The organism is Streptosporangium sp. NPDC050855 (assembly GCF_044456585.1).
Lineage (GTDB): Bacteria > Actinomycetota > Actinomycetes > Streptosporangiales > Streptosporangiaceae > Streptosporangium > Streptosporangium longisporum.
In genome coordinates this window covers 64,987-90,019 of the sequence record NZ_JBITFY010000004.1, presented here as the reverse complement: position 1 = coordinate 90,019, position 25,033 = coordinate 64,987, and the positions used below count along the sequence as shown (strand labels likewise).

Below are 25,033 nucleotides of genomic sequence, written 5' to 3'. Positions count from 1 at the left end.
GCCCGCACGGAGACGCGGCAGGTTCGCGCTCAGGAACTGGCGGGTGCGATCCAGGCTGATCGCGCTCATCGTCATCCCCACCGCCGCCGCGATCGTGCTGGGCGGCCTGAGGGTCACCACCTCGCTCACCACCGCCGGCGAGTACGAGCGGGTGCACACCGTCGCCCAGCTCGCCGACGACCTCAGCCGCCTGGTCGACGAGCTGCAGCTCGAACGCGACCTGTCGGCGCGGCACGCGGCCCAGGGCCGCCAGAGCACCGGCAGGGCGAACGTCCGCAAGCAGTACGAGGTCGTGGACGAGGTCGTCGGAGAGGTCTCCACCCGCGTCGACGCCGTCAACCTCGACAGCGGCGTGCTGGAGTCCCTCGGCAGCCGGGGCAGGACCGAGCTCACCCAGATCCGCCGGCGCATCGCCGAGTTCAAGAGCATGCGCGAGACCGCGACCGGGCCGAACAGCGCGATGCCCGCCAAGCCCGTGATCGACATGTACTCCCGCACGATCGCGGACCTGCTGGCCCTGCACGACGAGATCATCCAGGGCATCTCCGACCAGGACCTCGCCGGTAACGCGGCCGCCTTCGGCTCGCTGGCCCGCGCCAAGGAACAGGCGTCCAGGGAACGGGCCGAGCTCGCCATCGCGCTGGCCGCGGGGCAGTTCGGCTCCGAGGGCCTGAACGCCATGCTGGCCGCCCGCGCCCGGCTCGAGGGAGAGCTCGCCGCCTTCCGCACCGAGGCCTCCGTCGCCCAGCGCCAGCTCTACGACGACACGGTCAGCAGCCAGAAGAAGGACCGCGCGGCCGCCATGCGCGCCCGCGCCATCTTCATGGGCCTGAACAACATCGTCCCTCTGCAGAACGTCGACGTCTCCGCCGGCAGGGCCAGCGACCAGGCGCAGTGGTTCGACGTCTCCAGCGACATCGTCAGCCGGATGCGCACGGTCGAGAAGCAGGTCGCCACCACCCTCATCGGCCAGAGCCAGGTGCTGCAGAGCGCCGAGCAGCGCGGCGCGCTGATCGCCGCCGGGCTGATCGGCCTGCTGATCGTCCTCGTCCTGATCGTCACCGCGATCATGGCGCGGTCGCTGGTCAGGCCGCTGCGCACGCTGCGCACCGAGGCGCTGTCCATCGCCGGGCAGCGCCTGCCCGAGACCGTCCAGACGATGCGCGAGACCGGCGAGGTCTCGGCCACCGACATCACGCCGATCGGCGTCTCCTCCGAGGACGAGATCGGTGAGGTGGCGCGGGCCTTCGACGAGGTCCACCGCGAGGCCGTACGGCTGGCGGGCCAGGAGGCCACGCTGCGGAGCAACGTCAACGCGATGTTCGTCAACCTCTCCCGGCGCAGCCAGACCCTGGTCGAGCGCCAGCTCTCCCTCATCGAGAGCCTGGAGCAGGGCGAGCAGGACGAGGGCCGGCTCGGCAGCCTCTTCCGCCTGGACCACCTGGCCACCCGTATGCGCCGCAACTCCGAGAACCTCCTGGTCCTCGCCGGCCAGGAACCCGCGCGCCGGTGGAGCCAGCCGGTCCCGCTCATCGACGTGGTCCGCGCCTCGCTGTCGGAGGTCGAGAACTACGAGCGGGTCGACCTGCAGCTGTCCGCCGGCGTGTCCGTGGCCGGTACCTCCGTCAACGACGTCGTGCACCTGATCGCGGAGCTCGTGGAGAACGCGATCTCCTTCTCCCCCCGGGAGACCAAGGTCATCGTCTCCAGCAACCGCATCGACGGCGGCGGCGTGATGGTCTCGGTGACCGACATCGGCATCGGCATGACCGCCGAGGAACTCGCCCAGGCGAACTGGCGACTGGCCAACCCGCCGGTGGTGGACGTGTCGGTGTCGCGCCGGATGGGACTGTTCGTGGTCGGTCGACTGGCCCTGCGCCACGGCATCCGCGTCCAGCTCAGGCAGCAGGACAGCGGCGGCCTGACCGCCATGGTCCTGCTCCCGGAGAACCTGCTCGCCGTCACCGCCCGCCCGGGCGCCCCCGCGGGCATGACGCAGAGCGGCGACTGGGGCGCTTCCATGGGCTCCATGGGCTCGATGGACCGCGCACCGGTGATGGCCAGCCCCACCGCCCCCCCGATGCCGTCCTTCGCCTCGTTCGAGGCCGCGCACCAGAACTCGTTCGCCTCCCTCGACCTGGGACAGCAGTTCAACTCCTTCGAGGCCCCGCAGACCCCGTTCGGCGGGGGACAGTTCGGCCAGGCGCCCGTCGACACCCCGTGGCCGGGACAGACCCCGGCCCCCGGGACCGGACCTGCGGCCCCCGGCTGGCCCGAGACCTCCCAGCCCGACCCTTCGGCCTGGCGCCAGGGACAGGGACAGGGACAGGGACAGGGCGCCCCCCGCGCCGACTCCGGCGGATGGTCGGCCGGTCCCGGCGCGCCGGTACGCGGCGACGCCCCGGTCTGGCCCGGCGGGCAGAACAGGGACGGCGGCTCCGACGTCTGGTCGAACTCCTCCCTGCGCGGCGGCGACTCCGGAGGGTGGCCCTCCACCGGCGACCCCGGGCCGTTCGGGCGCCGCGCCTTCGATGCGGCCGACAACACCGGCCCGCTGCCGGTGGTGCCCGACTCCTCGCCCATGGAGGAGGCCAAGGAGGAGTTCCTGCCGATCTTCGCGGCCGTCGAGTCCGACTGGTTCAAGAAGGTCGAGCCGGTCGCCGCGGTCCAGGAACACCACCCCGAGGCCCCGCCGGCCCAGGCCCCCGAGGCCGCGCCGGCCCCCTCGGCCCAGGAGACCGTCCAGCTCCCGCAGCCCGCAGCCCCGGCGCAGCCGAGCGGATGGTCCTCGCCCGCCGACGCCGGCTGGCAGGCGGCCAAGGCCGCCAGCGACCCCTCCCTCGGCGGGATCACCGGCTCCGGGCTGCCCAAGCGGGTGCCCAAGGCGAACCTGGTGCCCGGTACGGTCACACCCGACCTGGGTGCGGCCCCCCAAGCTCCCGTCCTGAGGCCGACCGTCTCCCCAGAGGCGGTGCGCAACAGGCTGGCCAGCTTCCAGCAGGGAGTACGGCAGGGCCGGGCGGCCGCCAGGGGCGGGGCCACAGGGGACGGGCGGCCGTATCCCGACTTCACCCGGGACGTCGAAGGAAACAAGGAGGACCGGTGAGCGAGCTCATCATGGTCGCCAAGGAGGATGACACGTGCGCGAAATGAGCCAGGCCGCCCGGGGGGTCAATTGGCTGATCACCGACTTTGTGAACAACGTCCCGGGTGTGGCGCACACGGTCGTGGTGTCGGCGGACGGTCTGCCGTTGGCGTATTCCGACGGGTTCCCCAGGGACAGGGCCGACCAGCTCGCCGCGGTCGCGGCCGGTCTGATCAGCCTGACCCAGGGCGCCTCCCGGGTGTTCGAGGGCGGTGCGGTCACCCAGACCGTGGTGGAGATGCAGCGCGGGCTGCTCCTCATCATGTCCATCAGCGACGGCTCGTGTCTGGCCGTGCTGGCCGCGGCCGACTGCGACATGGGCCTGGTGGCCTACCAGATGACCCTGCTCGTCGAGCGGGCCGGCCAGGTCTTGACCCCGGCCGTGCGCGCGGAACTGCAGTCTTCCCATTCGCGGTGACGGTGACGACGCTAGGAGGCTGCCGTGGCAGGCCGCGGCTGGACCGGTGAGGGCGACCCGCACGGCGGGTTCCCCTATCAATCAATGGACGACCCCCACCGGCATCAGGGCGGTCCGTCACACCTCATGCAGCCGGCACCGGCGGAGCAGAGCTCCCTGGTCCGTCCGTACGCGGTGACCGGGGGGCGTACCGCCCCCCGGACCCAGCTCGCCCTGGAGGCCCTGGTCTCCTCGGCGACGTCCGTACATCACGATCTATCCACCCGCACCCCGGAGTATCAGGCGATCAGCGCCCTGTGCCGGCAAGTGCGTTCGGTCGCTGAGATCTCCGCGATGCTCCGCATCCCGCTCGGCGTGACCCGGATCCTGGTGGCCGACATGGCCGCCGAGGGTCTGGTCCAGCTGCACCAGCCGCAGCTGGACGCGGGCAAGCCGGATCTCAACCTGCTGGAAAGGGTGCTCAGTGGACTTCGCAGGCTCTAGCCGCGGCGGCGGCCTGACATCGACGAAAATCGTCGTCGCGGGGGGGTTCGGCGTCGGCAAGACCACGTTCGTGGGAGCGGTCTCGGAGATCCTGCCGCTGACCACCGAGGCGGTCATGACCGACGCCAGCGCCGGGATCGACGACCTGGGGCTGACGCCGAACAAGACCACCACCACGGTGGCGATGGACTTCGGCCGCGTCTCGCTGGACCGCGACCTGATCCTGTACCTGTTCGGCACGCCCGGCCAGCACCGGTTCTGGTTCATGTGGGACGACCTGGTCCGCGGCGCGATCGGCGCGATCGTGCTGGTCGACACCCGGCGGCTGGCCGACAGCTTCCCGGCGATCGACTACTTCGAGGAGGCCAAGCTCCCCTTCGTCGTGGCGGTCAACGGGTGGGACGGCACCTACCTGCACGGTGAGGACGAGGTACGCGAGGCGCTGACCCTGGCCCCGCACATCCCCATCTCCCGCACCGACGCGCGCTCCCGCGACGCGGTCAAGGCCACGCTCATCACGCTGGTCGAGCACGCGCTCACCGTGCGGATGGCCGTCCCCGGCTGGGGCCGCTGACCCCAGGAGGGCGTCAGTCGTACCTCCCAGCGGATAGGCTGGGAGGTCGAGTCGCAGACCTGTAGCGCAGAGGCTGGCCAATCACGTGTTCGAGACGCTTTCCGACCGGCTGACATCGGTCTTCTCCTCCCTTCGATCCAAGGGTCGGCTGTCCGAGGCCGACATCGACGCGACCTGCCGCGAGATCCGTATCGCGCTGCTCGAGGCCGACGTCGCCCTGCCCGTGGTCAAGGCGTTCGTCGCCCAGGTCAAGGAGCGGGCCCGCGGTGTCGAGGTCTCCCAGGCGCTGAACCCGGCGCAGCAGGTCGTCAAGATCGTCAACGACGAGCTCATCGAGATCCTCGGCGGGGAGACCCGGCGGCTCCGGTACGCCAAGAACCCCCCGACCGTCGTCATGCTCGCGGGCCTGCAGGGCGCGGGCAAGACGACCCTGGCCGGCAAGCTCGCCCGCTGGCTGCGCGAGCAGAACCACACGCCGCTGCTGGTCGCCGCGGACCTCCAGCGGCCCAACGCGGTCCAGCAGCTCTCGGTCGTGGCCGAGCGGGCCGGTGTCGCGGTCTACGCGCCCGAGCCCGGCAACGGCGTCGGCGACCCGGTCGAGGTGGCCCGCCGGTCCCTCGACCACGCCAGGCGGCAGCAGCACGACATCGTCATCATCGACACCGCCGGCCGCCTGGGCATCGACCAGGAGCTGATGAGGCAGGCCGCCGACATCCGCGACGCGGTCTCGCCCGACGAGGTCCTCTTCGTGGTGGACGCCATGATCGGCCAGGACGCCGTCACCACGGCCCAGGCGTTCATGGAGGGCGTCGGCTTCGACGGCGTGGTGCTGACCAAGCTCGACGGCGACGCCCGGGGCGGCGCCGCGCTCTCGGTCCGCCACATCACCGGCAAGCCGATCATGTTCGCGTCCACCGGTGAGAAGCTCGAGGACTTCGACGCCTTCCACCCGGACCGGATGGCCTCCCGGATCCTCGACATGGGTGACATCCTCACCCTGATCGAGCAGGCTCAGAAGACCTTCGACGAGGCCGAGACCGCCAAGATGGCGAGCAAGCTCACCTCGGGCGAGGGCTTCACGCTGGAGGACTTCCTCGAGCAGATGATGATGGTCCAGAAGATGGGCCCCATCAAGAACCTGCTCGGCATGATGCCCGGCATGGGGCAGATGCGCGAGCAGCTCAACCAGGTCGACGACCGCGACCTCGACCGCATCGCCGCCATCATCCGCTCGATGACCCCGGCCGAGCGGCAGAACCCGAAGATGATCGACGGTTCCCGCCGGGCCCGTATCGCCAAGGGCTCGGGCGTGACGGTGACCGAGGTCAGCGGCCTGGTGACCCGCTTCTTCGACGCGCAGAAGATGATGAAGCGGATGGCCGGCGGGATGGGCATCCCCGGCATGCCGGGCGGCCGCAAGGCCGGCAAGGCCGCCCAGAAGAAGGCGGCCAAGGGACGCAGGGTCAGCGGCGACCCGCGCAAGGCGGCGCTCGGCAAGGCGGCCTCCGACAAGGGCGCCGAGGCGCCCCCGGCCGGGAACGGCCTGCTCGGCAAGCTGGGCTCGCGGCAGCAGCTCCCGCCGGGCCTGGAGCTGCCCCCGGGCTTCGACCCCTCGACCTTCAAGTTCCCCGGCCAGAAGTGAGCGGCGGCCCCGGACGGGCGGGGCCCGCAGGAGTGAGGAGCCCAGGTGAGCGATGACCGCTTCAACTCGCGTACCCGGTGGATCTGGGTGGTCATCATGCTGGGCTTCATCGTGGTGACCGTGCTGGAGCTGGCCGGGGTACGCCCCGCCTAGCCTTCCCGCCCGGTCCTGCCCGTCCGGTCTTTCCTGTCCGGTCTTTCCGGCACCCGGTCTTTCCCACGGGTGCGCGGAGCCGTGGCCCGGTGGGCCGGGCGCGCGGGCTATCCGGCGGGCACGGCCCGCATGACCCGCGTCACCCGTACGGGGGCCGTGGCCCCGGGCGTCCGCACGGAGGCGTCGTCCCCCGTGCCTTCCGGCACCACCGGCCCGTCCGGCAGCACCGGCGTCCCCGGGACCACCGGAGGGGCCGGGGAGGGTACCGGGAGCCGTACCGGATCGTTCTCCGGGACATCGTCGCCTGTGCCGCCTGCGGGGACCGAGGCGGCGGATAGGCCAGGGGCGGCGGGACGGAGCGCCGGGAGGTCTCCCAGGACGCTCCGCAGGAGGATCTCCGCGGCACCGGCCGGGGCCCGCTCCCGGGAAACGTCCGGGACGCCTTCCGGCGCGCCCACCGGTCCCGGGACGTTCGCCGGTCCCGGCGCGCTCGCCGGGACGCCGGGCGCGGGGACGGGGACCGCGGGCACCGGGGCGGTGGAGGCCGGTGCGGGCAGGGGGGCCACGACGGCCCGGCCCTCGGGGGCCGTCCTGATGGCCAGCACCGCGCCCAGCACGGCGATGGATCCGGTCGCGGTCAGCAGCAGGGATCTGAGGGTGGTCGGCACGGCGGCCATTTAGCGCAGCAGCCCGGCCCGCCCACGACCCCGGACACACGCGGATTACCGAGATTTGCCCTCTCCACGGCCCATCGGATGGCCGTGGATCGACCGGGCACCCCCGGGGGTCTGGCACAATGACATGTTGGAACATCGTGACACGTGGTTGCCCTCTCACTCCCGCGTGCCATGCCTGTCCCTCGAACGGTCCTCTCCTCGTGCCCCACTCGATGAGACGCCGCTCACCCACGCTCTAATGCAGGAGAGACCACACCAGTGGCAGTCAAGATCAAGCTCAAGCGGCTCGGCATGATCCGCAACCCGCAGTACCGCATCGTCATCGCCGACAGCCGCACCAAGCGTGACGGCCGGGCGATCGAGGAGATCGGCCTGTACCACCCGAAGGAGAACCCCTCGCGCATCGAGGTCGACTCCGACCGGGCGGCCTACTGGCTGGGTGTCGGCGCCCAGCCGACCGAGCCCGTGCTCAAGCTCCTCAAGCTGACCGGCGACTGGCAGAAGTTCAAGGGCGAGCCCGCCCCGGCCCCGCTGCTGGTCGCCGAGCCCAAGAGCGACCGTCACGCCGTGTACGAGGCCGCCGCCAAGGAGGCGCTCTCCCTGGAGGCCGCCACCACGCCGAAGAAGTCGACCCGCAAGGCGGCTCCCAAGGCCGACGACGCGGCTCCGAAGGCCGAGGCGGCCCCCAAGACGGAGGCCGCTCCTGAGGCCGCTCCCGAGGCCGAGGCCGCCGCCGAGACCCCGGCCGAGCCGACCGCGGCCGCCGAGGAGAAGAAGCCGGAAGGCGAGGCCTGAGGTGCTTGAGGAGGCCCTCGAGCACCTGGTGAAGGGCATCGTCGAGTTTCCGGACGACGTCCAGGTTCACGCTCGCCGCATCCGCAGCGGGCGTGTGCTCGAGGTCCGGGTCCATCCCGAGGACCTGGGTAAGGTCATCGGCCGCGGTGGCCGTACGGCCAAGGCGCTCCGCACCGTCGTGAACGCCCTCGGCGACGGCAAGTACGTCCGGGTCGACCTGCTCGACCTGAACGAGGCCCGCTAGGCGCCGAGAAGCGTCCCATCGAGCGAACGGGCCACCCGCCCAGCGTGGGTGGCCCGTCTGCTTTTCCCAGTTCTTCCGGGTTCTCCCGGCACAGCAGTGAGGAGGCGGGCGTGCAGCTCGTCGTAGGGCGGATAGGCCGCCCGCACGGACTCCGCGGAGACGTTTCCGTGGAGGTGCGCACCGACGAGCCGGACAGGCGTTTCGCCCCGGGCACCGCCCTGGCCACGGACCCCGCCTCGGCCGGACCGCTGGTCGTCGAGTCCCGCCGCTGGCACTCGGGGGTCCTGCTGGTCAGGTTCGAGGGGGTGGCCGACCGCGACCGCGCCGAGGAGCTCCGCGGGACCATGCTCGTCATCGACTCGGGGGACATCCCGCCGCCCGAGGACCCGGACGAGTTCCACGACCACCAGCTCATCGGCCTGACCGTCGTCACGCCCGCGGGCGAGGCGGTGGGCGAGGTCTCCGACGTGCTCCACCACGGCCAGGACCTGCTCGTCGTACAGCGATCCGGGGGCACCGAGGGCACCGGGGGCGCGAAGCCCGCCGAGGTCTACGTGCCGTTCGTCAAGGCCCTGGTCCCCGTGGTCGACCTGGACAAGGGCCTCCTCGTCGTGGACGGCCCGCCCGGGCTGCTCGATCCGGACGAGATCGTCTGACCATGCGCGTCGACATCGTCTCGATCTTCCCCGAGTACTTCGCCCCCCTCGAGGTCTCCCTCATCGGCAAGGCCCGCGAGCGCGGCATCCTCGACGTCCGCCTGCACCAGCTCCGCGACCGCGCCCACGACGTGCACCGCACCGTGGACGACACCCCCTACGGCGGCGGCCCCGGCATGGTCATGAAGCCCGGCCCGTGGGGGGAGGCCATCGACGCCGTCCTGGCCGAGGATCCCGGCACCCGGCCGCGGATGATCGTCCCCACCCCCAGCGGGGTGCCCTTCACCCAGAGGCTGGCGATGGAGTACGCCGCCGAGCCCTGGCTGCTGTTCACCCCGGCCCGCTACGAGGGCATCGACTCCAGGGTGACGGCCGAGTACGGCACCCGTCTGCGGGTGGACGAGGTCAGCATCGGCGACTACGTCCTGGCCGGGGGTGAGGTCGCGGTGCTGGTGATGATCGAGGCCGTCGGACGGCTGCTGCCGGGGGTGCTGGGCAACGCTCGCTCGGCCGTGGACGACTCGTTCGCGCCCGGCGCGATGGAGAACCTCCTCGAGGGCCCGGTCTACACCAAGCCGCCCGAGTGGCGGGGTCACGAGGTGCCGGAGGTCCTGCTCTCCGGCCACCACGGGAAGGTGGCCCGGTGGCGGCGGGACGAGGCGTTGCGCCGTACCGCCAGGAACAGGCCCGAGCTGCTGGCCCTGATCGGGCCGGAGAGCCTGGACCGCAGGGACCGGGAGGTGCTGGCCGAGACGGGGCTGGCGATCACCGACGCGGCGGGCGGTCCCGTACCGGACCGTGGCGCCGCTCCCGCGCCGGATCGCGGCCCCGCGCCCGCGGCCGGGACTGTCCGCGTTCCGGACGCCGTTGCCGGTTCCGTCTCGGACGACGCCGGTTCCGTGCCGGACGCCGCCGATCACGGTGACGACGCCGTCGCCGATCATGTCGCCGGTCCCGCCGACGGCCCGCGGAACCGGGCGTTCTGACCGGTTGATTTCCGATCGGTCGAAAGGATATGGCAGACTGAAGCGTTGCCGCCGGTCGAGTTCGGGCCGACGCGCGTCGCCGGCCAGACGGTTCCGGCTCCGAGACACAGTCCACTCCAGCACGCGTGTCCGTCACGACGCCGCCCCGCCGCGGCCGGACGGACCTCCGCGGGCCTTTGACAGACGAGGTACCAACTGCCATGCACACGCTGATCAGCGAGCTCGAGAAGTCCGCGCTCCGCACCGACGTCCCGGACTTCCGGCCCGGTGACACGCTCGAGGTCCACGTCCGGGTCATCGAGGGCAGCCGGTCCCGTGTCCAGGTCTTCAAGGGCTTCGTCCTGCGCCGTCAGGGCGGTGGCGCCCGCGAGACCTTCACCGTCCGCAAGGTCAGCTACAGCGTCGGCGTCGAGCGCACCTTCCCGGTGCACAGCCCGGTCATCGAGAAGATCAACCTCGTGACCCGTGGCGACGTCCGCCGCGCCAAGCTCTACTACATGCGCGACCTGCGGGGCAAGGCCGCCCGCATCCGCGAGAAGCGCGACGCCCGCTAGGCGTCCGCCCGTCGTCGTCCTGGCCCGCCCCCTTGGAACGCGGGGGCGGGCCAGTGGCGTGTGACGGGATTTGAAATCCTGTGGCGATAAGCAGGCTAGGTGGTACCCGGTGGCTCGACCACTTGGTACCGGCCATCATCTAGGCTCGTCTGCGATGACTAGCGAAGACCGGGAGTACGGCGCAGTCTCGCGTCGACCTGTCGAGGACGAGGTGGACGTGGTCGCCGAAGACACCCAGAAGACCGCCACAGATGACAAGGGCAAAAAGAAGGGTTCCTTCTGGAAGGAACTGCCCGTCCTGATCGTCGTGGCCTTGGTGCTCGCCCTCATAATCAAGACGTTCGTGATCCAGGCGTTCTACATCCCGTCGGAGTCGATGGAGAACACCCTGCTCACCAACGACCGCGTTCTGGTCAACAAGCTCGTCTACCGCGCCCGCGACATCGAGCGCGGTGACGTGGTGGTCTTCTCCGGGGTCGATTCCTGGGATCCCGAGGTCGACCTCGAGGAGCCCTCCAACCCGGTCGTCGGGTTCTTCCGCTGGGTCGGCACCGCCTTCGGCGTGGTGCCCGGCGAGAAGGACTACATCAAGCGGGTCATCGGCGTCAGCGGGGACACGGTGAAGTGCTGTGACGCCCAGGGCCGGGTGACGGTCAACGGGGTCGCCATCGACGAGAAGTCGTACCTCTACCCCGGAGACGTGCCGTCCCAGAAGGAGTTCGAGGTCAAGGTCGGCCCGGGACGCCTGTGGGTGATGGGCGACCACCGGGTGGTCTCCCTCGACTCCCGATCACACCTGGGTGACCCGGGCGGGGGGACGATCCCGGTGGACAAGGTGATCGGCCGGGCCTTCGTGATCGTGTGGCCGTTCTCCAGGGCGACGACCCTCCCCATTCCCGACACGTTCGGCCAGCAGGCGCTCAAGGTGGCCGCGGTCGCCGGAGGCGCCACCCCGTTCCTGGCGGGCTTCGCCGGTGCCGTGCCGCTGGTGCTGTGGCGTCGTCGCCACCTTTCGAGGCGGTGAGCGCACCCATGGCCGCCGAACCCGAGGTCGGGAAGAGAAAGAAGCGCGGTAAGGGCGGTGGCCTGCGCGAGTCACTGTTCCTGCTGGTGTGCGGGGTGCTGGTGGCCCTGCTGTTACAGGTCTTCGTCTTCCAGTCGTTCCACATCCCGTCGGAGTCGATGGAGAGTACCCTGCTCGTGGGCGACCGGGTGGTCGTCAACAAGCTGCACGGAGCCTCCGAGCGCGGCGACATCGTGGTCTTCAGCGGCTGGAACGACCAGGACACCATCAAGCGGGTCATCGCGGTCGGCGGTGACACCGTGAAGTGCTGCGACGCCAAGCGCCGCATCACGGTCAACGGCGTGCCGCTGGACGAGAGCTCCTACCTGTACTCCGAGGACTTCCCCTCGGGTGACGAGTTCGAGAAGGTCGTGCCCAAGGGACGGCTGTGGGTGATGGGAGATCATCGCACCGCCTCGGCCGACTCGCGGGCCCAGGAGGAGAGGCTGGGGGAGGGCACGGTCTCCGAGGAGGACGTCATCGGCCGCGCCGTCGCGATCTACTGGCCGTTCTCCAGGGCCACCGTCCTGTCCCGGCCGGAGAGCTTCCTCAAGGTGAGATAGCGGTACCGAATACCCCGAAGGGGGCGTACTCTCTGCTCATGTTCGGTGTGTCGCCCGTGGTGCCATGACGGCGGTGTTTCGCCCCAGACCCAGCGTGGTCCGGCGGGATTCCGGGTTCTACGGCTACGAACGGGCCCTGGAGCGCCGCGGGCTCGGCCCGGTGGCCGGGGTCGACGAGGCCGGCCGGGGCGCCTGTGCCGGGCCCCTGGTGGTCGCCGCGGTGGTGCTGGGAGTCCGGATCGACGGCCTGGACGACTCCAAGCTGCTGACGGCCTCCCGGCGCGAGTCGCTCCACGAGCGGATCACGGCCACCGCGCGGGCGGTCGCGGTGGTGGTGATCCCACCGGCCGAGATCGACTCCCGTGGCCTTCACCGGTCCAACATCGAGGGAATGCGCAGGGCCGTGGCACGGTTACCCTGTGACCCCGGCTACGTTCTCACCGACGGGTTTCCCGTCCCCGGTCTGCCCGCCCCGTCACTGGGCATGTGGAAAGGGGACCGGGTGGCGGCCTGCGTCGCCGCGGCCTCGATCGTGGCCAAGGTGACGCGGGACGAGATGATGATCGCGTTGCACGAGCGCCATCCCCGGTACGGGTTCGCCGTGCACAAGGGGTACGGCACCGCAGATCATCGCAGGGCTCTCAGAACCTACGGCCCGTGTCCGGATCATCGCTTCTCGTTCTCGACGGTGGCGCGGTCAGGAGCGGGCGAGGTGATGGGTGAGAATGAAGTGGGGGCCGGGACCGTCTGACCTGGCGGTTCGGGGTGGGCGTTTGACAGGAGGACCGGTATGAGCGCAGAGGATCTCGAAAAGTACGAAACCGAGATGGAGCTGCAGCTTTACCGTGAGTACCGCGATGTCGTCGGCCTGTTCACCTATGTCGTGGAGACCGAGCGCCGCTTCTATCTCACCAACTCCGTCGATCTGGACGTGCGCACGGCCGAGAACGGGGACGTGTTCTTCGACGTGAAGATGCAGGACGCCTGGGTCTGGGACATGTACCGGCCCGCGAGGTTCGTCAAGAACGTACGGGTGGTGACGTTCAAGGACGTCAACGTGGAGGAACTGGCCAAGCCCGATCTCGAGATGCCCAAGGAGGGCTTCTCCTCCTGAGCGTTTCCGGTGCCCGCCGGTGAGGGACGTCCTCGCCCGGTGGGCGGGGGATGGGAGCGGGGCGGAACGAGCCCGGACGGGTGCGAACCGGAAGGGCTTTGATCGGACGGCTCTGATCGGACGGGCTCGGCTCCGGCAGGGCCTTCTTGGATGGCTCGGTACGGCCGGGGTGGCCGGGATGATTCAACGCGGCGATGGCCGGGATGATTCAGCGCGGCCGGAGGATCCGGGCCGCCGGAGCCGGTGGCGGGCCTCGGAGCCGATGCGTGAGCGGCCACTCGGGGTACGGCCGGTGATCGTGAACCGGTGATCATGGACCGGTGATCGTGGACCGGTGCGAGGTGGTCGCGGGGCCGAGGGCTTCCATGAAACGCCACCGTCCCCGGGGGCTCGTTCGTCCACAGGGGTTCTCGCGGCAGGGCGACTGTCCACAGAATCCGGTTCGGTCCCTTGCGGGTGGGGCGTGCTGGGCGAAGGTCTGGAACCGGAGGTGGTTCCATGGCCGCGAAAGACGCGCTCGGCAGGCACGGTGAACAGATCGCCGTGGATTATCTGCTCGCCCACGACCTGCAGATCCTGGACCGTAACTGGCGGTGCCGGGAAGGGGAGATCGACGTCGTCGCCCGCGAGGGGCGCACGCTCGTCGCGGTGGAGGTGAAGACCCGCTCCGGCCGTAGCCACGGCACCGCCTTCGAGGCGGTCACCGACGCCAAGATCGCTCGTCTGCGCAGGCTCGCGGGCAGATGGCTGGCCGACAGGCACGAGCGGTTCGACGCGATCCGGGTCGACGTCGTCGCCCTGGAGCGGTTCGCCGGAGACTTCGCCATCCGTCATGAGCGGGGGGTGTGCTGATGCCTCCCGGGCTGTCATGGATCGTCCGCTCACCCCGGGAGGTGAGCTGAGTGGCCGTCGCACGCACGCGCTGCGTCGCCCTGGTCGGGGTGACCGGCCGCCTGGTCGAGGTCGAGGCCGATGTCAGCAGCGGTGTGGCGGGCCTGCACCTCATCGGCATGCTCGACACCGCGCTGAGCGAGGCCCGCGACCGGGTCCGCTCCGCCCTGGTCAACAGCCGTTACGCCTGGCCCGACGCCCGGATCACCGTCAGCCTGTTCCCCGCCAGCCTGCCCAAGCGAGGCAGCCTGTTCGATCTCGCCATCGCAACGGCGCTGCTCGCGGCCGCCGGGTCCGTGCATCCGGAGAAGGTCGCCGAGCCGTTCTTCCTCGGTGAGCTGGGTCTTGACGGCTCCGTCCGGCCGGTGCGCGGGGTCCTGCCCGCCGTGCTGGCGGCCGTGGCGGCCGGTGCCCGCACCGTGGTCGTCCCGGCCGCAAACGCCGCCGAGGCCGCTCTCGTGCCGGACGTGACAGTGGTCCCGGCGACCACGCTGGCCGCCCTGATGAGCCGGTTGCGGAGCGACGGACCCCTGAGTGATCTTCCTGCCGGAGCCGGAGCCGGAGCCGGAGCCGGAGCCGGAGCCGGAGCCGGAGCCGGAGATGAGGGCGAGGGCGAGGGGAGGGGTGGGGGAAGGGCCGGGAGTGCGCGGCACGCGGTGTCCGCCACCGGATCGTCCCTTGTCGGGATCCCCGGCTCATCCAGGCGGGAGACCGCCCTCGGCCCGCTTCCGGGAGCTCCGGCCCGGGTGGCCGTCCCGGGCCCTGGAGAGGCGGCCCCGAGGTCAGGGCGGTCCCCGGGCCTGGAGGGGGTCACCGAGCCGGGTGAGGCACCGGGCCACGTGGAGGGTCCCGACCTGGGGGACGTCGCCGGTCAGCCTCTCGCCCGCCGGGCCCTGGAGGTCTGCGCCGCCGGTGGTCACAACCTGTGGATGCTCGGGCCTCCGGGCACCGGGAAGACCATGCTCGCCGAGCGGCTGCCGACCCTGCTCCCGCCCCTGGAGTGGGAGCACGCGCTGGAGGTGACGGCCATTCATTCGGTCGCGGGCGTGCTGCCCGCCGACCGTCCCCTGCTGGTGCGTCCGCCCTTCGTGGCGCCGCACCACACCGCGACCGTCGCCTCCCTCATCGGAGGAGGCAGCGGGATGATCCGTCCCGGCGCGGTCTCGCTGGCCCATCGTGGAGTGCTCTTCCTGGACGAGGCCCCGGAATTCCCGGCCACCGTTCTCGACGCGCTGCGGCAACCGCTCGAATCGGGTCAGGTGACGGTCGCGAGGGCGCTGGGGTCGGTGACCTTCCCCGCCCGGTTCGCGCTGGTGCTGGCGGCCAACAGGTGTCCCTGCGCGCGGCCCTCCACCCCGGCCGACCCGTGCGCCTGCGCTCCCGCCGCCCGGCGCCGCTATCTCGCCAGGCTCTCCGGCCCGCTGCTGGACCGCATCGACGTCAAGGTCAGCCTGTTCCGGTCGACCCGGCGCGAGCTCCTGGCCGACCGCAGGTTCATCGAACCGAGCAGGGTGGTGGCCGAGCGGGTACGGCTGGCCCGCGAACGCGCCGCCAAGCGGTTCGCCAACACCCCGTGGCGGTGCAACGCCGAGGTCCCGGCCCGGCTCCTGCACACCGAGTACCGCCCGTCGTCCTCGGCCATGTCACCGCTGCTCCGGCATCTCGACAGCGGCCTGTTGAGCGCCCGGGGGCTCGACCGGATCCTCAAACTGTCCTGGACCCTTGCCGATCTCGGTGGCAAGGACCGGCCCGAACTGCACGAGACCAACACCGCCCTCGGGCTCTGGCTGGGGGAGGAACGATGAACGACAGGCTCGCGCGGCTCGTCCTGATGCGCCTGGCCGAGCCCGGGGACGCCGCCATGGGCGCACTGGTCGCGTTGCGCGGCCCTCGGCGGGCCGTCGACCTGGTCAGGGAGGGCGTGATGGACGCAGACCTCGCCCAGCGGCTGGCCGGAGGTGCGCCCGATCCCCATGACGTGGAAGCCGGTTCCCGCACCACCGAGCCTCCCCGGGAGGGCGCCGAGCCCGCCCGGCACGGCACGGCACCCTCCCGGAAGGGCGCGGAGCCCGTCTCCGTCCCGGTGGCCGCAAAGGACGGCTCCGGGCAGGGACGAGAAGGGCGGCTCGCGACCAGGGCGGCACGACTCGATCGGACGATCGCCTCCTGGGCGGCCCGGTTGAAGACGGCCGACCCCGAGCGGGACCTGGCCGAGGGGGAGCGGATAGGGGCGAGGCTGGTGATCCCCGGTGACCCCGAGTGGCCCAGCCAGCTGGACGACCTGGGAGCCTCCCGGCCCTACGCCCTCTGGGTGTACGGGGACGCCGACCTGCGGTTCTCCTGCCTGCGATCCGTCGCGGTGGTGGGTTCCCGTGCGGCCACCCCCTACGGCACGCACGTCGCGGCGGAGTTCGGGGCAGGGCTGAGCGAGAAGGGGTGGCATGTCATCTCCGGCGGAGCCCATGGCATCGACGGCGCGGCCCACCGTGGCGCCCTCGCCTGTGAGGCGCCGACCGTCGCCGTGCTCGCCTGTGGCGCCGATGTCGCCTATCCCAGCTCGCACCAGCAGCTTTTCGCCGCCATCCGCGCGAGGGGAGTGCTGGTCAGCGAGTCTCCCCTGGGCGCCCACCCGACCCGGCCGAGGTTCCTGGTCAGGAACCGCCTCATCGCGGCCCTGTCCCGGGGCACGGTGATCGTCGAGGCGGCCGTACGCAGCGGGGCCCTCAACACCGCCGGGCACGCGGTCGCGCTCAACCGCCATCTGGCCGCCGTCCCCGGACCGGTGACCTCGGAGGCGTCGATCGGGTGTCACCGGCTGATTCGTCAGGGCAGGGCCACCTGCGTCACCGGCCCCGAGGAGGTGATCGAGCTCATGGGCACGATGGGTGCGGATCTCGCTCCGGAGCCACGTGGTCCGGTGCTTCCCCGCGACAGCCTCGATCCGGAGAGCCGCAGGGTCGTCGAGGCCATGCCCACCCGGATCGGTGTGGGGCCGGCGACGATCGCGGTCGCCGCCGGGGTCGACCTGGACACCGCGCTCTCCTGTCTCGGCGGGCTGGCCGCGGCGGGCTACGTCGAACGCGTCTCCCGGGGCTGGCGCCTCCGCCCCGACCGGCCCGCAGGCGGGTAGTTCCTCTTTCGAGCGGATCGGCACCCGTCGACATCATCGGTACATGGCCGAGTGGACTCTGGAGGGGAGGGGCCCGCGCGTACCCGGATGGACCGGCCCGGAGCCGAGAGACTTCGGCGTATCCGAGTGGATCATCTGCGTTCACAGGGACCGCACACATTCGGGAGCACCGATACGTCCTTGGGCAGACCGGCCTGAAGCCGAGAGGCCGACATGCGTTCAAGCGGCCTGGCATGCCGTCGCGGCGGCGTCGAATCCGGGGCCACCGATTCGGGGACGATCAAGCCGGTCGAACACGCTGCCCGGTCGGGCAGGCTGCCCGGTCGAGCAGGTTTCCGGGTCGAACACGCTGACGGGTCGAGCAGGTTGTTTGGTCGAGCAGGCTGTCCGGTCGAATACGCTGCCGGGTCGAACACGCTGCCGGGGCGGGCAGGTCGCCTGGTCGATCACCTCGCCCGGTCGGGCAGACTGCCCGGTCGGGCACGCCGCGATGGCCGGAGGTGGGCTGTGACTATGCTTCCGCCATGCAGATCATCGAAGGCGCGGGGACATGGGCGCCACCCGCCGCCGGAGCGGTCAACGACTGGGTGGAGCAGCTGAGGACACCGGATCTGTCGGTGGGAACGTACTGCATTCCCGTCGGCGGGATCGACGACCAGAGTCCGCATACCGAGGACGAGATCTACGTGGTCACCGCGGGGCGTGCCAAGATCGTGACACCCGGCGGTACGGCCGAGGTGGGCCCCGGGGCGGTGATCTTTGTGCCGGCGGGTGAGGAGCACCGGTTCGACGAGGTGACCGAGGACCTGGCGCTGCTGGTGGTGTTCGGTCCGGCGTACGGCTCCCGCGCGCCGGGCCGGTAAGGCACCACGCCTCGATCGACCTTTGCGCTCCATCAGATCGGTGAACCCTGGTGGCCGCGTGCGGCGGTACTGCCCAGAGACGTGCCCGTGCCCGTGCTGTGCCCGTGCCCGTGCTGTGCCCGTGCCCGTGCCCGTGCTGTGCCCGTGCCCGTGCCCGTGCTGTGCCCGGTGCCTGGCAGGCCGGGCATCGGGAGACGCGGTCGACCCTTTCCCCGATAGGGGTGATCGCTCGGACACGAGGTCGTCCGGTGTCGCTCTCCGGTCACGGCTGTACGCCGGGAGGGGGCGAGGACGGGGGCGGGGTGGTGGGCCGGAGGGGGAGCAGGCGGACCTGGCCGTGGCCGAGGAGGAGCAGGGGGTCGAGGTAGGCGCGGCCTCTGAGCAGACCCCAGTGCAGGCAGGTGGCGGCACAGTGACCCGGGACGTCCTCGAGAACACCGATCACGTCCCCGACGCCGACCGTCTGCCCGCGTCTCACCGTGGGCCGGACCGGCAGGTAGGTCGTTCGCAGGCCGGAACGGTGGAGCACGGTCACCACCCCCCGCCCGGCGAGCCGTCCCGCGTAACCGATCGTCCCCTCTCCCGCGGCGTACACCTCGGCCCCGGGGGAGGCGGCGAGATCGACGCCCCGGTGGCCCGCCAGCCACGGTCGCGGCGGTGGCGCGAACCCGCGAGGCATCCGTGGCCGCCCGGCGAGCGGCCACCTCCAGGGTGAGGCGGAGCCCCGATCCGGACGCGTCGTTCTCGCCGAGCCCGTTCCCGCTAAGGGCATTGTTCCTACCGGGGCCGTTCCCGCTGAAGGCATTGTTCTCACTGCGGCCGCTCCTGCCTTAGGCGTCGTTCCCGGCGCGTTCGTTGCCAGCCGGGAGGGGGCCGCCTCCGAAGTGGCGACATGGCCGGTCGTTCGCATGCCGGGCCGGGAGGTCGGCAGGTGGACGCCGGCCGGCACCGACTCCACCACCGATGCCGGCGCCACCACCGGCGCCGATGCCACCACCGATGCCGGCGCCGATGCCGATGCCGGGACCAGTGGGCACAGCAGGATCGGCAGCCCCAGAGCGTGGACGGATCTCATGGATGTGAGCATGGGGATCCCACAGCAGGACGACGGCGCCGAACGCGATTCTGTGGACAGGCCGCCGGAAGGAGGGGCACGTGGTCGAAGACCATGTTCGTGAGCTGGCCGCGGAGCTGGGGATCACGCTGCCGCCGCTCCGGGTGAGCGGGAGCGACCCGGTGCTGCCCTCGGTCTTCCGGGTGGGGACGGCCGCTGCCATCGCGGTCGGAGCCGCCACCGCGGCGGTCGCGGCGTTCCGGGGTGACGGGAGCGAGGCCGCGGTGGACGTGCGGGAGGCGGCGGTGGCCTTCCGGGACGAGCGTCATCTCAGGATCGACGGGGCACCCGTGGATCTGTGGGCTCCCCTGTCGGGCGACTACCGGACCGCGGACGGCTGGGTCCGGCTGCACTGCAATTTCGATCACCATCGCGATGCCGCCCTTATGGCGCTGGACCTACCGGCCGGTGCGGACGTGGACGCCGTCATCCGCGCCTGCGCAGGTCGCGGCGCCGTCGAGATCGAGGAGGCGGTGACCAGAGCGGGAGGATGTGCCGCGGCCATGCGCGACCGCGCCGAGTGGCGGCGGCACCCGCAGTCCCGGGCGGTGGCCGCGTCACCGCTCGTCCGGTTGACCCGCATCGATGGCCCCGACGGCTCTGATGACCCCGACGGCCCTGACGGCCCCGTCGGCTCTGACGGCTCTGACGGCTCTGACGGCTCTGACGGCTCTGACGGCTTCGAGGCGAGAGGTGGAATCGGGGCGAGGGGCGGGACGGACGCGTGGCCTGGGACCGAGGACGAGCGGACGCTGGAAGGGGTCCGGGTGCTCGACCTGACGAGGGTGCTCTCCGGTCCCTACGCCACGCGTGTGCTGTCCTCGCACGGGGCCCGGGTGCTCCGGGTCGGGGCCGGACACCTTCCCGAGGTGCCCGGGGCGGTGATCGGCTCCGCGTTCGGCAAGCGCTCCTGTCACCTGGACCTCAGGACGCGACAGGGAAGGGCCGGGTTACGCGCCCTGGTGGCCGGGGCGGACGTGTTCGTGCAGTCGTACCGGCCGGGGGCGCTGGAAGCGCTCGGGTTCGGTCCCCGGGAACTGGCGGCGATCAGGCCCGGGATCGTGTGCGTGGACATCTCGGCGTACGGCGGGCACGGGCCGTGGGCGGGCAGGCGGGGGTTCGACAGCCTGGTGCAGATGGCCTGCGGTATCGCCCACGAGGGCGGTGACGGCTCGCGGCCGTGTCCGCTGCCCGCCCAGGTCCTCGATCACGCCACCGGCCATCTGGCGGCCTTCGGCGCGGTGGCCGGGCTGCTTCGCCGGTCCGCCGAGGGCGGCTCCTGGAGGGTGGAGCTCTCCCTGGCCCGTACCGCGCACTGGCTGGACGGTCTCGGCCGCGTCGACGGCGCGGCGACACCGGAGCCGGACGTCACCGATCTGCTCCAGGAGACGGAGAGCGCCTTCGGGCGCCTCACCCACCTCCGGCCCCCGGGTACGGTCGGCGGAAGGTCGCCGTACTGGTCGAGCCCGCCTCCCCGGCAGGGAGAGCACCCGCCCGCCTGGTGGTGAGCCGGCCGTGGTGAGCCGGCCGCGATCCGCCGGTCCTTCGGGTCGGCTCGGGTTCGGCAGGTCGCGCCCACCCGCGGAGGAACCCGGAGAAACCCGGGGGAACCCGAGGAATCCAGAGGAAAACGGAGGATCTCAGGGATCACGGCGTACGCGCCGCGGAGAAGTGGCGGAGCGGGGAGAGCAGGATCCAGCCGGTCGCGGTCAGCACTCCGGCCGCGGAGATCCAGAACACCGGGCGCAGCCCCAGCAGCTCGCCGGCCAGGCCGCCACCGAGACCGCCCAGGGTGACGACACCCTGGATCATGAACGACTGCGTGGCGTTGACCCGGCCGCGCAGCTCGGCGGGGGTCTCGCGCAGGGTGATGGTGCCCATGCAGATGGAGAAGGCCACGACGCCGAGGCCGGAGATCACCGCGCTGACGGCCAGGAACAGGAAGCTGCGCCAGGGCGGTCCCGAGACCAGGGCGGTGGTCGCGAAGTCGATCGGGAAGAGCAGCGCGGCACAGGTCACGACGGCGTTCTCGCCGAACCGCCTGGTCAGCCGCGGTACGACGGCCGCGCCCAGCAGGCCGCCGACGCCGAAGCAGACGGTGACCGCTCCGATCAGCCCTGCCGGCAGGTGCACCACGGTGAGGGCGTAGATCACGAACAGCGCCATGAACGCGCCGCCGAAGAAGTTGATCGTGACCCCGGCGCCGCAGAGCGCGCGCAGCACCGGGTTGCGGGCCACCGCGCCCAGACCCTCGCGGATCTCGGTCCACATGCCACGCGGGGGAGCCGGGACGTGGTTCTCCGGTGCCGCGATCGACCGGATCAGGAACGCCGAGGCCAGGAACGAGAGCGCGTCGACCAGGAGCGCGAACGGCGCGGTGATCAGCTGGACGAGCAGGCCGGCGAGGCCGGGGCCGCCGACGGTGGCCACCGCGAAGGCGGACTGGAAGCCCGCGAGCGCCTCGGTCCGCCGGCTCTCGGGCACCACCGTGGTCAGGTGCGGGAAGGCGGCCGCCCTGAAGATCGCCGAGCAGGTGCCGACGACGAACGCCACCGCGACCAGCCAGGGGACGGTCAGCACGCCCACGGCCCAGGCCGCCGGAACGGTCGCCATGGCGAGCGCGGAGACCAGGTCGCAGCCGACCATGACCGGGCGGTGCCGTCTCAACCGGTCGGCGAGGGCTCCGGCCTGGAGGCCGAACAGCAGGTGGGGCAGCGAGGTCGCGGCGGTGAGCGCGCCCATCTGGGCGGGGGAGGCGCCCAGCAGGGCGGCGGCGGTCAGCGGCACCGCCAGCCGGGAGATCTCGGTGCCCGTCTCGGTGACGGCGCGGGCGGTGAACAGCAGCCGGTAGTCGCGCTGCCTCCTGAGCGGTACGGGGCGGCTGGCGGGGGGCGCGGGGTCCTCCGGGCTCCGGGAGGCCCGCCGGGAAGTCTGAAGGAAATGCTTCATATGTGTGAAGGTAATCCTTCACACATATGAAGGCAACCCTTCACATCTGGAGTGGGTACGGTCTGCACATGACCGAGGTGCCGAAGCGCAAGTCCCTCACCGATCCCACGGCGATGCGCGCGCTGGCGCATCCCGCGCGGCTCGCGATCCTGAACCGCCTCCAGGCCGAGGGACCCTGCACCGCGACCGAGATGGCCGAGGTGGTCGGGGTCACGCCCAGCGCGGCCAGCTACCACCTGCGGATGCTCGCCAAGTACGGCTTCGTCGAGGACGCGCCCGACCGCGGTGACGGCAGGGAGCGCCTGTGGCGCTCCAGCGGGTCGGGCCTGAGCGTCAGCCCCGACCCCGAGGACGGCCCGGACGTCCGGGCCGCCAAGGAGTTCCTGATCAAGGCGTTCCGGGACCAGGCGGCGGACGAGGCCACCCGGGGGCTGGAGGCCCTGGAGCGGGAGTCCAGGCAGTGGCGGGAGGCCGCGATGTTCAACCGGGCGATCCTGCTGGTGGACGCCGAGGAGCTGAGGTGGCTGAACGAGCGGATCGACGAGCTGCTCGCCCCCTACAAGACCACGGTCAGGGACCGGGCGGACGCCCCCGCCGGGGCCAGGGTCGCCGAGGCTCAGGTCAGCCTCTTCCCGCGCGCCCGGCGGCGCCCGCACGGCATCCCCAGGGACGCCTGACCCTGCCCACGCGGCACGCGCGGTATGTCCGGCGGTGCCCGGGTCCGTCGTGCGCCTCCCGGAGGGCCCCGCACCCGCGCGCGCGGCCTTTCCGGGTCGTCCGGGGCCCGAACGGCCTGTTCCGGGGACCGGGCCCGCCCGGGTGTCACCCGCGGGGGGGCCGGACCGGCCCGGAGGTCACGGGTCGGGGGGAGGCCCGGTTACGGGTACACTTTTTGGTGGCCTGTGAGTCACGGGCCGACTTCGCATGCCCCGTCGAGAACCGCGGTCCCTTCGGTCCGGGTGAGAGCCCGGCCGGGTCCGGTGCGGGGCATCAGGGCGACGGCCGCTGGTCGTCGCGTCCAACCGAGAACAGCGCCCAGCGATGGGCGCCCCGACCTGGAGGACAATCAATGTCCACCCCCGTCGTCACCATGCGACAGCTGCTCGAGAGCGGCGTGCACTTCGGCCACCAGACGCGCCGCTGGAACCCGAAGATGAAGCGCTTCATCTTCACCGAGCGCAACGGCATCTACATCATCGACCTGCAGAAGTCGCTGGCCTTCATCGACCGGGCCTACGACTTCGTCAAGGAGACCGTCGCGCACGGCGGCACGATCATGTTCATCGGCACGAAGAAGCAGGCGCAGGAGGCCATCGCCGAGCAGGCCGCCCGCGTCGGGATGCCGTACGTCAACCAGCGCTGGCTGGGTGGCATGCTGACCAACTTCTCCACCGTGCACAAGAGGCTCCAGCGCCTGAAGGAGCTGGAGGAGCTCGACTTCGACAACGTGGCCGCCTCGGGGCTCACGAAGAAGGAGCTCCTCATGCGCCGCCGCGAGAAGGAGAAGCTGGAGCGCACCCTGGGCGGCATCCGCGACATGTCCCGGATCCCCAGCGCGGTGTGGATCGTCGACACCAAGAAGGAGCACATCGGGATCAGTGAGGCTCGCAAGCTTCACATCCCGGTCGTGGCCATTCTCGACACCAACTGCGACCCCGACGAGGTCGACTACCCGATCCCGGGTAACGACGACGCCATCCGCGCCGTCGGCCTGCTGACCCGCGTCGTCGCCGACGCCGTCGCCGCCGGTCTCATGGCACGCGCCGGCGCCAACCGCGGCGGCGACGACAAGCCGGCCGTCGCCGGTGGCGCCGAGCCGCTGGCCGAGTGGGAGCAGGAGCTGCTGACCCGCAGCGACGAGACCGCCGCCCCCGCCGAGACGGCCCCGGCCGCCGAGGGCGACGGCACCGGGAACAGCGAGAACGCAGTGAACGCCGAGGAGGCCGACGCTCCCGCGGAGACCGCCGAGGCCCCCGCCGAGACGGCCCCGGCCGCCGAGGGCGACGGCACCGGGAACAGCGAGAACGCAGTGAACGCCGAGAACGGCGAGAACACCGAGAAGCAGGCCTAGTTCCTCCTCGTACGGTCCTGTGCGGCCGTACGACCCGCACGACCCTTCCGGGTGGGTGCCCGCCCAGTCGGGGGCACCCACCCGATCCACGACGATTCCCACGAGGAAAAGACAATGGCTTCCGTGAACATGGCCGACGTCAAGCGGCTTCGTGAGCTGACCGCCGCCGGCATGATGGACTGCAAGAAGGCTCTCGAGGAGTCCGAGGGTGACTTCGACCGCGCGGTCGAGCTCCTCCGTCTCAAGGGGGCCAAGGACGTCGGCAAGCGTGAGGCCCGTACCGCCTCCAACGGCCTGGTCGCCCTCAAGCAGGACGGCGACTCCGCCGCGGCGCTGCTGGAGCTCAACTGCGAGACCGACTTCGTCGCCAAGGGCGAGCGGTTCCAGGAGCTCGCGGCCCAGGTCGTGACGCACGTCCTGGCCTCCAGGCCGGCCGACGTGCCCTCGCTGCTCGAGTCCGACCTCGACGGCAGGAGCGTCAAGGCGCACCTGGACGAGGCCAACGCCGCGCTCGGCGAGAAGATCGAGATCCGCAGGTTCGCCGTGCTCGAGGGCGGCTTCATCGGCTCGTACATGCACAAGACCGACCCCCAGCTCCCCCCGGCGGTCGGCGTGCTCGTGCAGCTCGACACCGCCAACGCCGACGTCGCCAAGGACATCGCGCAGCACGCCGCGGCGATGGCCCCCAAGTACCTCAGCCCCGCCGAGGTCCCGGCCGACGTCGTCGAGAAGGAGCGGGCGCTCTTCGAGGAGATGACCCGCGACGAGGGCAAGCCCGAGGCCGCCATCGGCAAGATCGTCGATGGCCGGATCAACGGCTGGTACAAGGACTTCACGCTCCTTGAGCAGTCCTTCGTCAAGGACAACAAGAAGTCCGTGGCGAAGTTCGCGGACGAGAACGGTGTCAAGGTCCAGGCCTTCGTCCGTTTCAAGGTCGGCCAGGCCTAG

Annotated in this window: 24 protein-coding genes and 1 pseudogene; 22 read left to right on the top strand and 3 right to left on the bottom strand. The window is 71.4% G+C overall.

What is annotated here, in order from left to right:
- The first annotated feature begins 43 nt into the window (after positions 1 to 43).
- The 5 genes from ACIBCT_RS11175 to ffh all read left to right on the top strand — a co-directional run bounded on the left by ACIBCT_RS11175 (position 44) and on the right by ffh (position 6,262).
- Positions 44 to 3,106 (top strand): nitrate- and nitrite sensing domain-containing protein, encoded by a 3,063-nt coding sequence (locus ACIBCT_RS11175; protein WP_399187263.1) that lies wholly within the window; start codon positions 44 to 46, stop codon positions 3,104 to 3,106.
- Positions 3,107 to 3,149: 43 nt separating this feature from the next.
- Positions 3,150 to 3,563: a roadblock/LC7 domain-containing protein gene (locus ACIBCT_RS11170; RefSeq protein WP_211263895.1), complete on the top strand. Its 414-nt coding sequence runs from the start codon at positions 3,150 to 3,152 to the stop codon at positions 3,561 to 3,563.
- A 24-nt stretch (positions 3,564 to 3,587) separates the two neighbouring features.
- Positions 3,588 to 4,046 (top strand): DUF742 domain-containing protein, encoded by a 459-nt coding sequence (locus ACIBCT_RS11165; protein ID WP_399187261.1) that lies wholly within the window; start codon positions 3,588 to 3,590, stop codon positions 4,044 to 4,046.
- Positions 4,027 to 4,620 (top strand): GTP-binding protein, encoded by a 594-nt coding sequence (locus ACIBCT_RS11160; RefSeq protein ID WP_399187259.1) that lies wholly within the window; start codon positions 4,027 to 4,029, stop codon positions 4,618 to 4,620. The genes ACIBCT_RS11165 and ACIBCT_RS11160 overlap by 20 nt, the downstream gene beginning before the upstream one ends.
- Positions 4,621 to 4,705: 85 nt before the next feature.
- Positions 4,706 to 6,262, top strand: coding sequence for a signal recognition particle protein (gene ffh, locus ACIBCT_RS11155; protein ID WP_399187258.1), 1,557 nt, complete (start codon positions 4,706 to 4,708; stop codon positions 6,260 to 6,262).
- A gap of 260 nt (positions 6,263 to 6,522) precedes the next feature.
- Here the strand turns inward: ffh and ACIBCT_RS11150 are convergent, their stop codons facing one another.
- Positions 6,523 to 7,083, bottom strand: a complete 561-nt coding sequence (locus tag ACIBCT_RS11150; RefSeq protein WP_399187256.1) for a hypothetical protein — start codon at positions 7,081 to 7,083, stop codon at positions 6,523 to 6,525.
- Between the two features lie 267 nt (positions 7,084 to 7,350).
- On the opposite strand from ACIBCT_RS11150, the gene rpsP reads away from it, so the two are divergent.
- The 13 genes and pseudogenes from rpsP (at position 7,351) to ACIBCT_RS11085 (ending at position 17,951) form a co-directional block, all read left to right on the top strand.
- Positions 7,351 to 7,887 carry a 30S ribosomal protein S16 gene (gene rpsP / locus ACIBCT_RS11145; protein WP_399187254.1) on the top strand — a complete coding sequence of 179 codons (537 nt, stop codon included), beginning with the start codon at positions 7,351 to 7,353 and terminating at the stop codon, positions 7,885 to 7,887.
- 1 nt (position 7,888) lies between these two features.
- On the top strand, positions 7,889 to 8,131 hold the full coding sequence (locus ACIBCT_RS11140; protein WP_344888290.1) for an RNA-binding protein: 243 nt from the start codon (positions 7,889 to 7,891) through the stop codon (positions 8,129 to 8,131).
- A 110-nt stretch (positions 8,132 to 8,241) separates the two neighbouring features.
- Positions 8,242 to 8,787, top strand: coding sequence for a ribosome maturation factor RimM (gene rimM, locus ACIBCT_RS11135; RefSeq protein ID WP_399187252.1), 546 nt, complete (start codon positions 8,242 to 8,244; stop codon positions 8,785 to 8,787).
- A gap of 2 nt (positions 8,788 to 8,789) precedes the next feature.
- Positions 8,790 to 9,584, top strand: a pseudogene (gene trmD / locus ACIBCT_RS11130) (tRNA (guanosine(37)-N1)-methyltransferase TrmD); the annotation flags it as partial.
- 389 nt (positions 9,585 to 9,973) lie between these two features.
- Positions 9,974 to 10,327: a 50S ribosomal protein L19 gene (rplS, locus tag ACIBCT_RS11125; protein ID WP_344888299.1), complete on the top strand. Its 354-nt coding sequence runs from the start codon at positions 9,974 to 9,976 to the stop codon at positions 10,325 to 10,327.
- A gap of 154 nt (positions 10,328 to 10,481) precedes the next feature.
- Positions 10,482 to 11,351, top strand: a complete 870-nt coding sequence (gene lepB / locus ACIBCT_RS11120; RefSeq protein ID WP_399187250.1) for a signal peptidase I — start codon at positions 10,482 to 10,484, stop codon at positions 11,349 to 11,351.
- Complete coding sequence (gene lepB, locus ACIBCT_RS11115; RefSeq protein ID WP_399187248.1) at positions 11,348 to 11,953, top strand: signal peptidase I; 606 nt, start codon at positions 11,348 to 11,350, stop codon at positions 11,951 to 11,953. Before lepB (ACIBCT_RS11120) ends, lepB (ACIBCT_RS11115) begins: the two co-directional genes overlap by 4 nt.
- 64 nt (positions 11,954 to 12,017) lie before the next feature.
- Positions 12,018 to 12,704: a ribonuclease HII gene (locus ACIBCT_RS11110; RefSeq protein ID WP_399187246.1), complete on the top strand. Its 687-nt coding sequence runs from the start codon at positions 12,018 to 12,020 to the stop codon at positions 12,702 to 12,704.
- 39 nt (positions 12,705 to 12,743) lie between these two features.
- Entirely contained in the window at positions 12,744 to 13,067 is a 324-nt protein-coding gene (locus ACIBCT_RS11105; protein WP_030511723.1) for a DUF2469 domain-containing protein, read from the top strand.
- A gap of 498 nt (positions 13,068 to 13,565) precedes the next feature.
- The gene (locus ACIBCT_RS11100) at positions 13,566 to 13,919 is read left to right on the top strand and encodes a YraN family protein (RefSeq protein WP_344888311.1); all 354 of its coding nucleotides are present in this window, start codon (positions 13,566 to 13,568) and stop codon (positions 13,917 to 13,919) included.
- A 50-nt stretch (positions 13,920 to 13,969) separates the two neighbouring features.
- On the top strand, positions 13,970 to 15,763 hold the full coding sequence (locus tag ACIBCT_RS11095) for a YifB family Mg chelatase-like AAA ATPase (protein WP_399187243.1): 1,794 nt from the start codon (positions 13,970 to 13,972) through the stop codon (positions 15,761 to 15,763).
- Positions 15,760 to 17,088, top strand: coding sequence for a DNA-processing protein DprA (gene dprA, locus ACIBCT_RS11090; protein WP_399187241.1), 1,329 nt, complete (start codon positions 15,760 to 15,762; stop codon positions 17,086 to 17,088). The genes ACIBCT_RS11095 and dprA overlap by 4 nt, the downstream gene beginning before the upstream one ends.
- A 524-nt stretch (positions 17,089 to 17,612) precedes the next feature.
- A complete protein-coding gene (locus ACIBCT_RS11085; protein ID WP_399187239.1) occupies positions 17,613 to 17,951 on the top strand; it encodes a cupin domain-containing protein in 339 nt (112 codons plus the stop codon).
- A 262-nt stretch (positions 17,952 to 18,213) separates the two neighbouring features.
- Here the strand turns inward: ACIBCT_RS11085 and ACIBCT_RS11080 are convergent, their stop codons facing one another.
- Positions 18,214 to 18,630, bottom strand: coding sequence for a murein hydrolase activator EnvC family protein (locus ACIBCT_RS11080; RefSeq protein WP_399187238.1), 417 nt, complete (start codon positions 18,628 to 18,630; stop codon positions 18,214 to 18,216).
- A gap of 476 nt (positions 18,631 to 19,106) precedes the next feature.
- Between ACIBCT_RS11080 and ACIBCT_RS11075 the strand changes: the two genes are divergently transcribed.
- Positions 19,107 to 20,573 (top strand): CoA transferase, encoded by a 1,467-nt coding sequence (locus ACIBCT_RS11075; RefSeq protein WP_399187237.1) that lies wholly within the window; start codon positions 19,107 to 19,109, stop codon positions 20,571 to 20,573.
- A gap of 139 nt (positions 20,574 to 20,712) precedes the next feature.
- On the opposite strand, the gene ACIBCT_RS11070 is transcribed toward ACIBCT_RS11075, so the two are convergent.
- Entirely contained in the window at positions 20,713 to 22,014 is a 1,302-nt protein-coding gene (locus ACIBCT_RS11070) for an MFS transporter (RefSeq protein ID WP_399187236.1), read from the bottom strand.
- Between the two features lie 68 nt (positions 22,015 to 22,082).
- On the opposite strand from ACIBCT_RS11070, the gene ACIBCT_RS11065 reads away from it, so the two are divergent.
- The 3 genes from ACIBCT_RS11065 (at position 22,083) to tsf (ending at position 25,033) form a co-directional block, all read left to right on the top strand.
- On the top strand, positions 22,083 to 22,691 hold the full coding sequence (locus ACIBCT_RS11065) for an ArsR/SmtB family transcription factor (RefSeq protein WP_399187235.1): 609 nt from the start codon (positions 22,083 to 22,085) through the stop codon (positions 22,689 to 22,691).
- A gap of 392 nt (positions 22,692 to 23,083) precedes the next feature.
- Positions 23,084 to 24,085, top strand: coding sequence for a 30S ribosomal protein S2 (gene rpsB / locus ACIBCT_RS11060; RefSeq protein WP_399187234.1), 1,002 nt, complete (start codon positions 23,084 to 23,086; stop codon positions 24,083 to 24,085).
- Between the two features lie 114 nt (positions 24,086 to 24,199).
- Entirely contained in the window at positions 24,200 to 25,033 is an 834-nt protein-coding gene (gene tsf / locus ACIBCT_RS11055) for a translation elongation factor Ts (RefSeq protein WP_399187233.1), read from the top strand.